At 68.3% G+C, this 15982-nt stretch carries 8 protein-coding genes and 2 pseudogenes; 3 read left to right on the top strand and 7 right to left on the bottom strand.

Going from position 1 to position 15982, the window contains the following annotated elements:
* Nucleotides 1-738: 738 nt before the first annotated feature.
* The 5 genes and pseudogenes from glgB to trpS all read right to left on the bottom strand — a co-directional run bounded on the left by glgB (nucleotide 739) and on the right by trpS (nucleotide 10084).
* The gene (gene glgB, locus FK256_RS03085; RefSeq protein WP_021606737.1) at nucleotides 739-2973 is read right to left on the bottom strand and encodes a 1,4-alpha-glucan branching protein GlgB; all 2235 of its coding nucleotides are present in this window, start codon (nucleotides 2971-2973) and stop codon (nucleotides 739-741) included.
* 89 nt (nucleotides 2974-3062) lie between these two features.
* A complete protein-coding gene (locus FK256_RS03090) occupies nucleotides 3063-4694 on the bottom strand; it encodes a phosphotransferase (protein ID WP_141423680.1) in 1632 nt (543 codons plus the stop codon).
* Nucleotides 4695-4779: 85 nt separating this feature from the next.
* Nucleotides 4780-6711: pseudogene (gene treS, locus FK256_RS03095) on the bottom strand (maltose alpha-D-glucosyltransferase); the annotation flags it as partial.
* 11 nt (nucleotides 6712-6722) lie between these two features.
* Entirely contained in the window at nucleotides 6723-8858 is a 2136-nt protein-coding gene (locus tag FK256_RS03100; RefSeq protein WP_280525776.1) for an alpha-1,4-glucan--maltose-1-phosphate maltosyltransferase, read from the bottom strand.
* A 113-nt stretch (nucleotides 8859-8971) separates the two neighbouring features.
* Nucleotides 8972-10084 carry a tryptophan--tRNA ligase gene (trpS, locus tag FK256_RS03105; protein ID WP_021606732.1) on the bottom strand — a complete coding sequence of 371 codons (1113 nt, stop codon included), beginning with the start codon at nucleotides 10082-10084 and terminating at the stop codon, nucleotides 8972-8974.
* Between the two features lie 383 nt (nucleotides 10085-10467).
* Between trpS and FK256_RS03110 the strand changes: the two genes are divergently transcribed.
* Nucleotides 10468-10797, top strand: a complete 330-nt coding sequence (locus tag FK256_RS03110) for a hypothetical protein (protein ID WP_141423682.1) — start codon at nucleotides 10468-10470, stop codon at nucleotides 10795-10797.
* Nucleotides 10798-11175: 378 nt separating this feature from the next.
* On the opposite strand, the pseudogene FK256_RS14535 reads toward FK256_RS03110, so the two are convergent.
* A pseudogene (locus FK256_RS14535) lies at nucleotides 11176-11470 on the bottom strand (IS481 family transposase); the annotation flags it as partial.
* A 35-nt stretch (nucleotides 11471-11505) separates the two neighbouring features.
* Nucleotides 11506-13908, bottom strand: coding sequence for a glycogen debranching protein GlgX (gene glgX / locus FK256_RS03115; RefSeq protein WP_141423683.1), 2403 nt, complete (start codon nucleotides 13906-13908; stop codon nucleotides 11506-11508).
* Nucleotides 13909-14122: 214 nt separating this feature from the next.
* Between glgX and FK256_RS03120 the strand changes: the two genes are divergently transcribed.
* Entirely contained in the window at nucleotides 14123-14881 is a 759-nt protein-coding gene (locus FK256_RS03120) for an electron transfer flavoprotein subunit beta/FixA family protein (RefSeq protein ID WP_021606726.1), read from the top strand.
* Between the two features lie 100 nt (nucleotides 14882-14981).
* Nucleotides 14982-15980, top strand: coding sequence for an electron transfer flavoprotein subunit alpha/FixB family protein (locus FK256_RS03125; protein ID WP_141423684.1), 999 nt, complete (start codon nucleotides 14982-14984; stop codon nucleotides 15978-15980).
* The last annotated feature ends 2 nt before the right edge of the window (nucleotides 15981-15982 follow it).

Consider the following 15982-nt stretch of genomic DNA (forward strand, 5'->3'; position numbering starts at 1 on the left):
GTGAGGTGTGGATGTTGGCGGTTCCAGAGTCAAGGGCCTGTTCGGCCTGCAACTTCGCTCTGCTGGCGACAGATGGATCTGTTTCGTTGCGAACAGTCGCAGTTTTTTTCCCCTGTTGTTCTGCGGCGCACCCAGTGGTGACTGTACTGGATCGTGCCTGCGAACTTGATGGGGGCGAGTCTGGCGGGGATGCAACAGCGGCGCCTGCGGTTGAAATGGATAGCGTGACGGTTGCGGCGAGTGTCACGAGGAGTCGTCCTGGTTTCATGGGTCTTGCCTTCCCTGTCATCGTTGATTCTCGGCTGTTGTCCTTCCGCCCCAAGAGGAATCGATCGTAAGATACTCAGTGTGGGCGAATATTGTTCGATATGCGATGGGGTTGCTGCTGTGCCATGAGTCTTGATGCTGCTTCGTTGTTGCAGGGAGCCCCGATTGGTGCTGCTGCGCACGAAAATAAACTGGCGTCAGTCAGACTGAGGCCGTGCATGTCGAACATTTATTATTATACATGAATGTAACGGAGTAAATCGGGATAATTCTCTGGACCTTCCCTGAGAATAAACTGATGTCATTATCTGGTTTTTAAGGAATTATCAAGCAAACTGCTGGCCCATCATATGGGGCGCTCCCGTTGCCACAGCTGGGAGGGGGGCCGATGGCGCGCGAAGCGCCATCGGCCCCTGGCTCTAGGTCTGCGTGCAACCGCCGATGCCCGGCGGGTGCAGGTCCAGTTGCGGCTCAGTCCCGGCTCGGGCGCAGGAAGACCGCGCCCATCGGGGGGACCCGCAGGCGCACCGAGGCCGGGCGCCCGTTCCAGGGCAGGTCCTCGGCCTCGACCCGGCCCAGGTTGCCCACACCGGAGCCGCCGTACTCCTCGGAGTCGGTGTTGAGGACCTCCTCCCAGTCCCCGGCGAAGGGCAGGCCCACCCGGTAGCCCTCATGCGGGGTGCCGGCGAAGTTGATGATGCAGACCATGAGGTCGGCCCGCCCGTCGGCGTCGGTCCCCTTACGCAGGTAGGACAGGACATTGTGGTCGCCGTCGCCGGCCTCGATCCACTCGAATCCTCGGTGGGAGAAGTCCTCCGACCACAGGGCGGGCGAGTCGAGGTAGAGGCGGTTAAGGTCGCCGACCAGGGCGAGCAGGCCCTGGTGGCCCGGGTCGTCCAGGATCCACCAGTCCAGGGAGTTGTCCGCGTTCCACTCGGTCCCCTGACCGAACTCCTGGCCCATGAACAGCAGTTGCTTGCCGGGGTGGGACCACTGATAGGCGTACAGGGCGCGCAGACCCGCCAGCTCCTGCCAGGGGTCTCCGGGCATCTTGGACAGCAGGGAGCCCTTGCCGTGGACGACTTCGTCATGGCTCAGCGGCAGGATGAACTGCTCGGAGAAGGCGTAGACGAGGGAGAAGGTCAGCTCGCCGTGGTGATAGCGGCGGTTGACCGGGTCCTCGGCCAGATAGCGCAGGGTGTCGTTCATCCACCCCATGTTCCACTTCAGGCCGAAGCCCAGGCCGCCGTACTCGGTGGGGGCGGTCACGCCCGGCCAGGCCGTGGACTCCTCGGCGGCCATGATGATGCCGGGGTTCTTCCGGTAGGCGGTAGCAGTGGCCTCCTGCAGGAAGCTGATGGCCTCCAGGTGCTCGCGGCCGCCGAACTGGTTGGGGTGCCACTGGCCGTCCTGGCGCGAGTAGTCCAGGTAGAGCATGGAGGCCACGGCGTCGACGCGCAGACCATCGGCGTGGAACTCCTGGAGCCAGTACAGGGCGTTGGCGACCAGGAAGTTGCGCACCTCGTTGCGGCCGAAGTTGAACACGTAGGTGCCCCAGTCGGGGTGCTCACCGCGCTGCGGGTCGGGATCCTCGTAGAGCGCAGTGCCGTCGAAGCGGGCCAGGGCCCACTCGTCCTTGGGGAAGTGGGCGGGCACCCAGTCCAGGATGACGCCGATACCGGCCTGGTGGAGCTGGTCCACCAGGTAGCGGAAGTCATCCGGGGTGCCGAAGCGCGAGGTGGGCGCGTAGTAGCTGGTGACCTGGTAGCCCCAGGACCCGCCGAAGGGGTGCTCGGCCACCGGCAGGAACTCGACATGGGTGAAGCCGGCCTCCTTGACGTAGGGGACCAGCTCCTCGGCCAGGCCGCGGAAGCCCAGGCCCTGGCGCCACGAGCCGATGTGGACCTCGTAGATGCTCATCGGGCCGTTGTGGGGGTCGGTGGTGGCGCGCTTGGCCATCCAGTCCTGGTCCCCCCACTCGTGGAACTGGTCGGTGACCACCGAGGCGGTGGCCGGGGGGACCTCGGTGGCCCGGGCCATCGGGTCGGCCTTCTGGTGCCAGGATCCGTCGCCGAAGCAGATCTCGAACTTGTAGCGGGCGCCTACGCCGACGCCGGGGACGAAGAGCTCCCACACGCCGGACGAGCCCAGGGAGCGCATGGCGGTGGCGGTGCCGTCCCAGTAGTTGAAGTCGCCGACGACGCGCACGGCGCGGGCGTTAGGGGCCCATACCGCGAAAGCGGTTCCCTCGACCTCGCCCATGGGGCCGTCGTAGCGCTTGATATGGGCGCCCAGAACCTCCCACAGCTCCTCGTGGCGGCCCTCGGAGATGAGGTAGGTGTCCATCTCGCCCAGAGTGGGCATGTAGCGGTAGGGGTCGTCGACGGTGGTGGTCTCGTCGCCGTAGGTGACCTCGATGCGGTAGTCGGGAACCTCCTGGCCCGGCAGGACCGCGACCCATACGCCGTCCTGCTCGTGGGTGGCCGGGTAGGTGCCCTCCTTGGTGACGACGACGACGTTGTCGGCCAGGTGGCGCACGGTGCGGACGGTCACTCCGTCCTCGCCCACGTGGGCGCCCAGGACCTCGTGCGGGTCGTGGTAGCGCGCGTAGGCGATGTCGGCCAGAACCCAGGGGTCCACGGGGACGGGGGCGAGGTCGGCCGGGGCTTGGGACCTGGGGTCGTTCTCAGGGGTGTTGGCACTCATACAGCAACTCTTCCATGCGTCGGTGATTAGCGGGTGCTTTTGGACGTCGAACCGTTGGGAATGATGGGGATATAGAGATCGTTCTGTGCTCAGCCCTCCATGGGATCGTTCAGGACCGACGTGATACCCGCCACGGGGATGCTCAGCCAGTCGGGACGGTTGCGGGCCTCGTAGACGGCCTCGTACAGGGCCTTGTCGAGCTCCAGACAGGTCAGGACCGTCTGGTGCGAGTCCTCGGCCTGCTCCTGGTCGCCGGATGCCGCTGGCGACGGGGCGAGAGAGCCGGTCTCCTGGCGTCCCAGGCGGTAGCCCTCCTCGAAGGCGGAGCGCACGGCGGGGAGCCAATCGGGGTGGGGTGCCTTGCCCACGGCGGCGGCGTAGTCGAAGGAGCGCAGCATTCCGGCCACGTCCCGGGCCGGCAGGTCGGGATCGGAGCGCTGGGCCAGGGGACGCAGGGGCTCCCCCTCGAAGTCCAGGACGTACCAGCGCTGCTCGCCGTCGATCTCGTGGAGAACCTGTCCCAGGTGGTAATCGCCGTGGATGCGGGTGGCCGGTTCCAGGGCGTCCAGCGCCTCGAGCCGGGCCAGAGCCCGCTCCACCTTGAGCTCCAGGGCGGGGATGTGGCCGGAGAGCTCGGGCACCTCCTCCAGCGCCCACCGGGCGCGCTTGCGCAGCGCGGCGGCGAGCTCGGCTGGCGAGGGGGGCCTGCTCGCGCCCAGGGAGGCGGCCAGGTGGTGGTGCATCTGCGCCGTCGTGCGGCCCAGATCGCGGGCCAGGTCGACGGCGCGGGCCCGCACCGGCCCGTCGACGTCGTCGGTGGAGGCCAGGGAGCAGAACAGCTCGAAGCCGTCGTCGGCCCGGGGCACGAAGCTGCATGCCACCGCCGAGTCGGTGGACTCCTCCAGGGCGGGCTGGCCGCAGCCGCCCATGCGCGTCCAGGTCAGGGTGGACCAGGCCACCGGCGTGGGCACCCGGTCCCAGCCGCTGCGGGCCAGGGCCACCGACAGCTCCACGTCGGGATTGCGCCCGTGCTCCAGGACCCGCAGGAGCTTGACGATGAGGTCACCGGTGGCGGCGTCCTGCTCCCCAAGAGCCTCGGCGGGGTCGGAAGGGGCCGGCAGGATGACGGAGGTGTTGGACTGCTCCCCGGTGGTCACCCGCAGCCTCGGCGCCCGCTGGGCGATGGCCAGGGCTCCGGCCTCGTCCAGGACGGTGCCCGCCTTCAGCGTGCTCAGGGCCCAGGCCCGCCAGAAGGCCGGGTGGTGGGCGCCGTCGACGAGCGCCACCTGCGTGGGTGACCCCTGAGAGCCGGTGGTCACCAGCAGGCCGTGGTTGCCGGGTGCCTCACCGGGGGTGGCGAAGGAGTCGAGCGCCTCGGCGGCCTCCAGGACCACCGGTACGTGCAGCAGCACGGCGCTCCGGGCGCGCCCACTGTGCCCGGTGTGCTCACCGTGCCCGCTGCCGCCCCGCGGTGCGGCTATGACGAGGTCGCGCACGCCCTCCTCGGGTTCCCAGGAGGCGATGATGCGCAAGGAGCCCGGCACCGGGGCGGCGTCTCCTTTGAGCGGGAACCAGCGGCGCTGAAGCATCCACGGGCCCAGGGCCGCCAGGATCTCGGTGTCGCTGGGCCAGGTCGACGGGGCCTGGGCGCTGCGCAGCGGGGGCGCGGTCGACGCCGCGTTCTGTGCTGCCTTGGCTGCGGAGATGGAATCGGTGGGCATCAGGCATCCTCTCGGTGGGGCGGTTCTGGGCGGTATGGGTAGAGGTGGTGTCGGCCGGGGGCGCGGAGGATTGGGAGTCCCCCGAGTGCTCCGTGCCCTCGGCATTCTCCACGCTCTCCGGCGTGTCCCTGTCGACCGACAGCCAGTAATAGCCGCGCGCGCCCAGCGTCAGGGTGAGGCGGCCGTGTTCGTCGATGGAGGGGAAGGGGCAGCCGCCGAACAGGTCGATGGTGCGTCGCCCGGCCAGCTCGGGAACCTCGATCGTCACCGAGCGGGGCGTGGCCGAGAGGTTGGCGACGCACAGGAGGCTCTCCCCCTCCGGCGCCGAGGGGTCGTCGCAGCGCGTGTGCGCCAGGACGGCGTCGTCGCTGGTGGGGCGCAGGAGGAAGCCTCCGCGTCCCAGCACGGGGTGGGAGCGGCGCAGGTGCAGGATCCGCCGGGTGAAGTGCAGCAGCGAGTCGGGCCGGCCCATCTCGGTGGCCACCGTCAGGTGCGCGTAGCCGGGTGCCTGGATGAGCGGCAGGGTCAGCGCACCGGGGTCGACGACGGTGGAGAAGCCCATGTTGGGGGAGTCGTCCCACTGCATGGGGGTGCGCACCGCGTCGCGGTCCTCCAGCCAGATGTTCTCGCCCATGCCGATCTCGTCGCCGTAGTAGAGGCAAGGGCTGCCCGGCAGGGACAGGAGCAGGGCGTAGGCCAGCTCGACCTCGGCGCGCGAGGCGTCCAGGAGCGGGGCCAGGCGCCGCCGGATCCCGATGTTGGCGCGCATGCGCTCCTCGGGGGCGTACCAGGCGTACATCTGGTCGCGCTCGGCGTCGGTGACCATCTCCAGGGTCAACTCGTCGTGGTTGCGCAGGAAGGTGCCCCATTGCCCGTGGGCGGGGATGTCCGGGGTCTTCTCCAGCACCCAGCGGATGGCCTCGGCCGAGCCCTGGCGCAGCGCGTAGAAGATGCGCGGCATGACCGGGAAGTGGAAGCACATGGTGCACTCGGGAGCCTCTTCGGTGCCGAAGTACTCCACAACGTCGTCGGGCCACTGGTTGGCCTCGGCGATCGTGATGGTCCCGGGGAACTCTCGATCGAGCATCTCGCGGATGCCGGCGATGATCTCATGGGTGCCGGGCAGGTTCTCGCAGTTGGTGCCCTCAGACTCGGTCAGGTAGGGGATGGCGTCCATGCGGAAGCCGTCCACCCCGGTGCGCGCCCAGAAGCGGATAACGTCGTGGATCGCGTCGACGACCGCCGGATTGCGGAAGTTGAGGTCGGGCTGGTGGGAGAAGAAGCGGTGCCAATAAAACTGACCGCGCTCGACGTCGTAGGCCCAGTTCGACTCCTCGGTGTCCACGAAGATGATGCGGGCGTCGTCGTAGCCGGAGTCGTCGTCGGCCCACACGTAGAAGTCCCCGTAGGGGCCCTCGGGGTCCGAGCGGGAGGCCTGGAACCAGGGATGGGCATCCGAGGTGTGGTTGACGACCATGTCGATGACGATGCGGATCCCGCGCTGATGGGCCTGGTGGACCAGCTCGCGGAAGTCCTCCATCGTTCCGTAGCGCGGATCGATGGCCGTGTAGTCGGAGATGTCGTAGCCGCCGTCGCGTATGGGCGAGGGGTAGAAGGGCGGAATCCACACGCAGTCCACGCCCAGCCACGCCAGGTAGTCCAGACGGGAGATGAGCCCGCGCAGGTCCCCGATGCCGTCGCCGTCGGAGTCTGCGAAGGAGCGCAGCAGCGCTTCGTAGAAGACGGCCGTGCGGAACCACTCCGGGTCCGCGCTGATGCCGGGGCGGGCCTGAGCCGGCAGGACCGGTACCCCGGGGATCGGCGGTGCCACCGTCATCGGCATGGGGATTCCGCCGCTGGGGGTGGGGATCGCCGCCATCGGTGCCGCCACGGGGACCGTCGCCGGTGCGGGCTGGCCGAAGGGGCTGGTCTGTCCAGGCTGCCCGGGCTGCATGGGCGCGACGGCCGGCGATGCGGCCGGAACCTCGCTGCCGGCGGGCATCGGGGCGGCGCTCATCGGGTCCGTGCTCACAGCGGCTCCACGGAGAAGACGTGGGCGACCTGTCCTGCGAAGGGGTCGAGGCGCACGTAGTTCTGCCCGGACCACTCGTAGGTATCTCCGGTGAGCTCGTCAGTCACCCTGACCACTGGGTGCGAGGCGTCGATCCAGCCGGGCAGGCCCAGGGCTTCCAGGTTGAGGTAGACCTCGCCGGCCCGGGCCCCGTGCGGGTCGAGGTTGACCACTGTCAGGACGACGTCGTCCTTGCCCGTGGGGCTGTGGAAGGCGTCCACCCGCTTGGAGTAGGCGATGATCTGGTCATCGCTGGTGGGGTGGAAGTAGATGTCCCGCAGCTGGCGCAGGGCCGGGTGGGCGGCCCGGGCGGAGTTGAGGCGGGTGAGCAGGTCCTCGATGCCGTTGCGGCGCGCTGCGGCGAAGTCGCGCGGCTTGTACTCGTACTTCTCGTTGTCGATCTGCTCCTCGTAGCCCGGGCGGGGGGTGGACTCGGCCAGCTCGTAGCCGGAGTAGATGCCCCAGGTCGGTGAGAGTGTGGCCGCCAGAACGGCGCGCAGCTTGAAGGCGGGAACCTTCCCGTTGGTCATGAAGGGCGTGAGAATGTCATGCGTGGTGGGCCAGAAGGCCGGGCGCAGCAGGTGCGCGGTCGCCTTGCTGAGCTCCATCGTGTAATCGATGAGCTCTTCCTTGGTGTTGCGCCAGGCGAAGTACGTGTAGGACTGGTGGAAGCCGATCATGCCCAGGGTGCGCATCATGGCCGGGCGGGTGAAGGCCTCGGCCAGGAACAGTACGTCCGGGGACTCGGTGTGGATCTCGGCGATGAGCCGCTGCCAGAAGGCCAGGGGCTTGGTGTGGGGGTTGTCCACCCGGAAGATCGTCACCCCGTGCTCGATCCAGGTGTGCACGACCTCCAGGATGGCCTGGTAGATGCCCTCGGGGTCATTGTCGAAGTTGAGCGGGTAGATGTCCTGGTACTTCTTGGGCGGGTTCTCCGCGTAGGCGATGGAGCCGTCGGCCAGGACCGTGAACCACTCCGGGTGCTCGGTCACCCACGGGTGGTCCGGGGAGCACTGGAGCGCCAGGTCCAAGGCCACCTCCATGCCCAGCTCGCGTGAGCGGGCCACCAGGGCGTCGAAGTCCTCGAAGGTGCCCAGGTCGGGGTGGATGGCGTCGTGCCCGCCGTCGGGCGAGCCGATGCCGTAGGGGGAGCCGGGATCCCCGGGGCGGGCTGTCAGGGTGTTGTTACGGCCCTTGCGGTTGGTGGTTCCGATCGGGGAGATGGGCGTGAGATAGAGGACGTCGAAGCCCATGGCCGCGATGCGGTCCAGGCGCTCGGCAGCGGTGCGCAGCGTCCCCGAGTACCAGGTACCCTCCTCACTGACCCCCGAGCCCAGCGAGCGCGGGAAGATCTCGTACCAGGCGCCGGCCAGGGCGCGCTCGCGGTCCACCTGGAGGGGGTACTCGGCGGTGGGGGAGACGTGGTCGCGCAGCGGCAGGCGATCCAGGGTCGCCTTGACCGAGTCGGCCAGGCCGGCCGCCAGGCGGTCGCCCACAGGGTTGGAGGGGTCTCGCATGATCCACACCGCGTCGTTGAGGGCCTTGATGCCCTCCTCGTCCCGTCCTTCGACGGCCACTGCCCGGTCCAGGACCCGGGCACCCTCCTCCAGCATGAGTTCGACGTCGATGCCGGCAGGGACCTTGATGCCGGCGTCGTGGCTCCAGGTGGCGTACGGGTCCGACCAGCCCTCGACGCGGAAGCGCCAGTCCCCGGGGGCGTCGGGAGCCAAGGAAGCCTCGTAGCGATCCAGTCCCGGGGCGATGTCGTGCATGCGGGCACTGGGGCCGTCGCTGCCGTCAGGGCGCACCAGGACCGCGGTGGCCCCGTAGCGGTCGTGCCCCTCGCGGAAGACGGTGGCGCGGATCGGAATGACCTCCCCGACGACGGCCTTGGCCGGCCAGCGCCCGTCCTCAACGACGGGGAAGACCTCGGTGACCGGGATCCGGCCAATCAACGAGTGCTGGGCCGGCTGCGGTCTGCTCGCCACGGCCGCCGTGGACACCGTCTCTGTCGCATCGGTCGGATCGGCAGCGGGCTTGGAGGGACGGGTGGAATGCTTCTTGCCGGCCTCGGGCGTCGTGTTAGGAGTCACAGGAACAAGACTACGGTGAGAAACGATTTGAGTCACATATTTGGCTGTGCCACGGTGATCGGCCCGGTACGCGCGTCGCGAACCGGGCCGATCGGGCAATACGGGCCGGCGTCTCAGTAGTTCATGTGCATGGCGGTGCGGACGTCGTCGAGCGTCTTCTCGGCGACCTCGTTAGCCCGGGCGTTGCCCTGTCCCAGGACCTCCAGGAGGTAGTCCTCGTTGGCGGCCAGCTCGGCGCGACGGGCCCGGATGGGGGCGAAGAACTCGTTGACGGCCTCCGTGACGACCTTCTTGAGCGCGCCCGCGCCGCCGTCGCCGATGCGCTCGGCGATCTCCTCGGGCGCCCCCGCCCCGCACAGGGAGGCCAGCATCAGCAGGTTAGAGACCTCCGGGCGTCCGGCCGGGTCGTAGGTGATGACGCGCTCGGAGTCCGTCTTGGCCTTCTTGAGGAGCTTGGCGGTCTCATCGGCACTCATGCCCAGCTCAATCGTGTTGCGCCGGGATTTGCTCATCTTCTCCCCGTCCAGCCCCAGCAGCATCGGTGCCTGGCTGAGCAGCGCCTCGGGGCGGCGGAAGACCGGGTGGTCCTTGACGGCCCGTCCGTAGCGCTTGTCGAAGCGCTGGGCGATGAGACGGGCCTGCTCCAGGTGGGGGAGCTGGTCCTTGCCCACCGGCACGAGGTTCGCCTGGCAGAAGAGGATGTCGGTGGCCTGGTGGACGGGATAGGTGAGTAGTAGGCCGCTCATGGCACGTCCGCCCGTGGCCTCCAGCTCGGACTTGACCGTGGGGTTGCGATGGAGCTCTGACTCGGTGACCAGGGACAGGAACGGCAGCATCAGCTGGTTCTGGGCCGGGACCGCCGAGTGGGCGAAGATCGTCGAGCGCTGCGGGTCCACGCCCACGGCCAGGGCATCGGTGACCAGGGACAGGACGCGCTCGCGAATGGGGCCGACGGCGTCGCGGTCGGTGATGACCTGGTAATCGGCCACGAGGATCCAGGTGTCCACGCCCGCGTCCTGGATCGTCTTCCAGGAGTGCATGGTGCCGAAGTAGTGGCCCAGGTGCATGTTCCCGGTGGGGCGCACCCCGGTGAACATCCGGTAGCGGCCGGGGTTGACGGCGATATCGGCCTCGATCTCGGCGGAGCGTGCGATCGAGCGGGCCAGGGAGGCGTCATTGGTGGCGTTGGCCAGGGCCTCCTCGGCCGCGGTGGGGGTCTGAGTCATGGCCACATCCTAGGGGGTACGGTCTCGGCGCCGCCGCGATGGCGGTCGGCTTGGGGCGGTGGGCCCTGACGTCCTGAAGTCGCGTGGAGTCGCAGATAACTATGAACTATGAAGAAGGGCCGGGTTGCGGGCCGCCATGAGTGCTGATACCGGCCCAAATGGGTACTTGGCGGAGCTATTATAAGGTGTTGCCTGTTGTCGAAACTTGCTAAGTATTTCCATGTACTTGCAATAGGTGTGCGTGGACATGGGGGCGGCAGTTGGACGCCCGGCCATGACGCCTGGGGCATGGTCAGCATTAACGTGGCTGAGTTCGTCGAGGCGGTCGTTGGTTGGCCTATTGTCATTTCTGTAAATTCATCTGGCGGTATTATCACCTTGCGGTGCGCATCCCGAGTGAACAAGTGGGTAAAAGCAGACAATTGAGCCAAGCTGAAACATGTCATCCGGGGCAGCCAGTCGCTTTAGATCAATGGTACATGCCGCAACTATTGAAGCTATTGTTCAACTCATTGAAGATGTATGATCCGGATTTCGGCTGCGCATTTGTAGATGAGCGAATGTATAGCGACTTCGACCACTCTGCGGCACTGTCGGCCATGCGTTGCCCTATGTTGGTGCTACATGCCAACTGGAAACGGCTGCCAAGTTACGGTTTGGTTGGTGCTATGGATGATGACGACGAAAAACGGCTCCAACAATTATTGCCTTAGGCTCGGTGCCGGAGAGTGCGTGCTAATCATGTAATTGAGGTCTTCAGGCCGCGAGCCGTCATTCGGGAAATCGTGAATTTTGCGAAGTAAGACTCATCCTCATTGCCAGTGTTGAGCAGAACTGCATTCTGCAGGCCGTGCCGGGCGGGTAGGGCGGATCCGCACCGTTGCGCACGGAGAAGGCCGATTTCGCGCCCCGGATGATGATGCACGGGATTGCTCCGTTAGCCAGAGCGAAGCACCAGCACAATGATCCAGGAGGACTCCGAACGTACCGGCAGTCAGAGGCTCGCGTTCGTAGGGTAGACGTCGCGTTCGTGCCCTATACCCTACGAACTCGAGAGCTACCCTACGAACGCGGTGGCCTAGCCATACCTAGTTGTGTGAAGCCAGGGAGGTGATGGTCGCGGTGAAGGGCTGAGCACGATAGTTCATCCCGCTGTCGGTGACGACTCGCACGAGCTCGGTGATGCCGTGGGCGGCCAGGAAGGCCCGGGCACGGCAGAAGAAGCCGATCGTGGTAGAGGCCTTCTCATCCATCGAGGGCCTCGGCGTAGGCCAGGCGGGAGAAGCCGTCGATGGCGGTGTGCAGGTAGGTGCAGCCGGCCCTGGCGCTCCTGTCCCGCCTGGAGGCCTTCGACTCACCCATCCTGACAGCCCAAACCCCGCTGCCCCCACCCACGACTACAACCTCATGACTCACAACACCTAGCGCTTGCCGACCGTACCAACCTGTTCGGTCTGGCTGCCCGTCTTGAGGGTCTCCAACAACTCACCGGAGAAGTAGACCCGTAGGGACAGAGCCTCGAGCATCGTCGTGTCCCCGGGGCGGTCCTGGTGGCAGTCCGTGGGGCCCTCGGAATGCTGAGCACCGCTGCCGGCGCTCGCGGCCCCGCCGGATTTCTCAGTCTTCGGCGAGGCGCCTGCCCCCGAGTCCCCCGCGCGGCGGCTGACGCGACGCGTCTGGGAGAAGGGTGCCGTGTGGGGCTGGGGGACCGCCCAGGTCGAGTCCCAGGCCAGGTGCCAGTCGGTGCCGCGCCCCCCGGGCAGGACGACGTCGACCTGGTCCAGGGCGCCGTTGATGACCACGAGCATGTCGTCGTCGTTCCAGGGGCGCCCCGAGCGCAGCATCTGGACGACGCGCGTGTGCGGATCGTGCCAGGACTCCCCGTCCATTGGGGCGGCGTCGCCCCGGTACCAGGCCAGGTCCGGGATCGCGTCGCCCTCGAGGACCTGACCGGTCGCGAAGCGCGAGGGACGCACCACCGGATGGGTCTGGCGCAGGTGGATGAGGAATCGGGTCGTGGCGACCAGGTCGCGCTGCCAGACCTCGAGGTTCCAGTCGACCCAGGAGAACACCGAGTCCTGGCAGTAGCAGTTGTTGTTGCCCTGCTGGGTACGGCCCATCTCGTCGCCGCCCAGCAGCATGGGCGTCCCGGCGCTCAGAAGCATGGTGGCCAGCAGGTTGCGCATGGAGCGGCGCCGCAGCACCTCGATCGGCCCGCCGTTGATGCCCTCGACGACGTCGCCCTCGAAACCGTGGTTCCAGGAGCGGTTGTTGGAGGTGCCGTCCCGGTTGTCCTCCTTGTTGGCCAGGTTGTGCTTGTGGTCGTAGACCACCAGGTCGCGCAGGGTGAAGCCGTCGTGGGCCGCCACGAAGTTGACCGACCCCAGGGGGCCGCGCCCGCCGGGGAACTCCCCGTGGCTGAACAGGTCCGCGCTGCCCGACAGGCGCGTGGCCAGGTCGCGCAGGTCCGATCCCAGGCGCCCCTTGGAGATCTCCGAGGCGTCGTGCAGCCAGAAGGAGCGGGTGGTGTCGCGGAAGTGGTCGTTCCAGTCCTGGAAGGGTTCCGGGAACTGGCCGGTGCGCCAGCCGCCGGGGCCCACGTCCCATGGCTCGCTGATGAGCTTGACGGTGTTGAGCACCGGGTCCGTGGCGATCGCCGTGAGTAGAGGGTGGCGCGGCGAGAACTCCGCGGCGTGGCGGCCCAGCGTGGTGGCCAGGTCGAAGCGGAAGCCGTCCACGCCGACCTCGGTGACCCAGTAGCGCAGCGAGTCCAGAACCATCCGGATCGCCCCGGTGGCCCGGAAGTCCACCGTGTTGCCCGTGCCGGTGACGTCCATGTACTGCGCCGGCAGGTAGGGGGCGTGCAGGTAGTAGTCCAGGTTGTCCAGGCCGCGCAGGCTCAAGGCGGGGCCGTCGACCCCGCCCTCGCAGGTGTGGTTGTAGACGACGTCGAGTACGACTTCCAGGCCCGCCTCGTGGAGCATGGAGATCATGCCGCGCACCTCGTCCAGGACAGCCTGCGGGCCGGCCGCGCGCGCCGCGGCCGTGGCGTAGGAGGGCTCCGGCGCGAAGTAGCTCAGCGTGGAGTAGCCCCAGTAGTTGGTCAGGCCCCGCTTGGTCAGGAATGGCTCGGTCACCGAGGCGTGGATGGGCAGCAGCTCGATCGTGGTGACCCCCAGGCTCTTGAGGTGCTCGACCGTCACCGAGTGGGCCAGGCCCGCGTAGGTGCCGCGCAGCTCCTCGGGCACGCCGGGCAGCTTGTAGGTCAGGCCCTTGACATGGGCCTCGTAGATGATGGTGCGCTCGCGGGGCACGCGCGGGCCCGGAACGACCGGGAAGGTGTTGCCGGTGACGACGCCGACGGCGGTGCGGCCGGCCGAGTCCAGGTGAGAGGGACGCCATGGCTCGGCCGCGGGGACCAGGTCGTCGGTGACCTCGTGGGCGTAGACGGCCGGTCCCAGATCGACCTGGCCGTCCAATGCGCGGGCGTAGGGATCCAGCAACAGCTTGCGGGGGTTGTAGAGCAGACCCTCATGCGGGTTCCAGGGCCCGTGGGCGCGGTATCCGTAGCGCTGACCGGGGCAGATGCCGGGCACGTGGGCGCTCCAGATGCCGCGCAGGGGGCCGTGCATCCCGATCCGGGTCTCCTCCGCGATCGTGCCGTCGGTTCCCATGGTCAGGAGGCACAGGTCCATGGCTGTGGCGTGCGGGGCGTGGACCGCGAAGTCCGCGCCGTCGCCGCTGAGAGTGACGCCCAGGCCGTGGTCGGGAGCTGATGGCAGCTCGGCGCGCGGTGCTGGAGCGGGCTCTGGCGTCGAAGGCATAGGTACATTGTCCTGGCGGCCGCTGATTGCGACCACTTGAGGGGCAGTGAGGTCTCACTCGTGCGAGTGCGCCGCGTCGCGTTTACCAGTCGTACAGACATCGCATCGTCACCATGCGGACGCGACCGGGACGGCACGATCAATACTCTGACGCCGTGTCAGGGTGACTCAGCGCTCAGTGGCGAGATGCCGCTGTTATGGCAACCTTGAGCACATGAGAATCGTGGTCTGCATCAAACACGTTCCCGACGTGCAGTCCGAGCGGCGCCTTCAGGACGGCCGGCTCGTGCGAGGCGAGGAGGACGTTCTCAACGAGCTCGATGAGAACGCCGTCGAGGCCGCCGTCTGTCTGGCCGAGGAGACCGACGGTGAGGTCATCGCCCTGACCATGGGACCCGAGGACTCCGAGGACGGGGTGCGCCGCGCCCTCCAGATGGGCGCCGACTCCGGGATCGTCGTCGCCGACGACGCCCTGGCCGGCGCCGACGTCGTCACCACTGCCCGGGTCCTGGCCGCCGCCATTGAGCGCATCGGCGAGGTGGACCTGATCGTCACCGGCATGGCCTCTCTGGACTCCCTAACCTCGATGCTGCCGGGCGCGCTGGCGGCCGCCCTGCACCTGCCGGCCCTGACGCTGGCCAACCGGTTCGAGGTCGACGGCGGGACCGTGACCGCCACCCGCACCGTGGGAACCGTCCGCGAGGTCGTCAGCGCCCCGCTGCCCGCCGTCGTCAGCGTCACCGATCAGGCCAACGAGCCCCGCTACCCCAACTTCGCCGCCATGCGCGCCGCGAAGAAGAAGCCCATCGACTTCTGGGACGCTTCCGAGCTCGGCCTTGAGGTCGCCGACCCGGCCGTAAAAGTCGTCGATGACGAGGCCCGGCCCGCACGCGAGTCCGGAATTATCCGCACCGACGCCGGCGAGGCGGGCCGCGAGCTCGCCGCCTGGCTCGTGGAGAACAAGCTCGTCTGACGGTGAGCCGCAGCGCCAGCCCGTGCCCCTCAGCAGGGGTACCGGAGCCCGCCGCGTTGTCCCACCCGCCTCATACCACCCGCGAAAGAAGCTGATTCCCATGCTCGATGCCCCCATCCTCGTGCTCGTCGACCTCGAGACCACCGAGACGGAGCCCGCCCCCACCGGCCCCAGCCTGGAGCTGCTCACCGCCGCTCGGGGCCTGACCAGCGGCGACGTCGTCGCCCTGACCCTCCGGCCCCTGGACGATGCGGCCTCCGCGGTCCTGGCCGGCGCCGGAGCCACCCGCCTGCTGACCGCCGACCTGGGCGAGTCCGCCCACCTGCCCGCCACCGCTGCCGATGCCGTCGTAGCGGCCGTGAGCACCGTGGCGCCCGCCGCGGTCCTGGTCGTCTCCGACTACCGCGGCAAGGAGCTCGCCGGGCGGGCCGCCGTCCTGCTTGACTCGGCCTGCGTCTCCGACGTCACCGCCCTAGAGACCGCCAGTAGTGCGGATGGCTCCGTGCTGCGGGCCTCCAAGCTGGTCCTGTCCGGCTCCTGGTCCACCACCGTCTCCGTGGGCTCGGGCGCCGGCGCCCCGATCGTCGCCGTGCGCCCCGGGATCGCCGAGGTCGCCGCGGCTGAAGGCACGGCACTGGCCGCCGAGCCCCTCGATGTGCCCGTCAGCGCCGAGGCCGCCGCCGTGCGCCTCGTCTCGCGCGAGGCTACCTCCGTCGCCTCCGGCCCCGCCCTGACCGAGGCCCGCACCGTCGTCGTTGGCGGTCGCGGCGTGGACGGCGACTTCGACCTGGTCCGCTCCCTGGCCGAGCCGCTCGACGCCGCCGTCGGCGCCACTCGTGTGGCCTGCGACGAAGGCTGGATCGAGCGCAGCGCCCAGATCGGCCAGACCGGCGAGACGATCTCCCCGCGCCTGTACATCGGGCTCGGCGTCTCCGGCGCCGTCCACCACACCAGCGGCATCCAGGGGGCCGGGACGGTGGTGGCGATCTGCGACGACTCCGAGGCCCCCATCTTCGAGATGGCCGACTTCGGCGTCGTCGGCGATGTCACCGAGGTCGTGCCCCAGCTCGTCGAGGAGCTCGCCAAGCTGCGCGGCTGAGC

It is taken from the genome of Actinomyces johnsonii, from assembly GCF_006546835.1.
GTDB classification, from domain to species: domain Bacteria; phylum Actinomycetota; class Actinomycetes; order Actinomycetales; family Actinomycetaceae; genus Actinomyces; species Actinomyces johnsonii.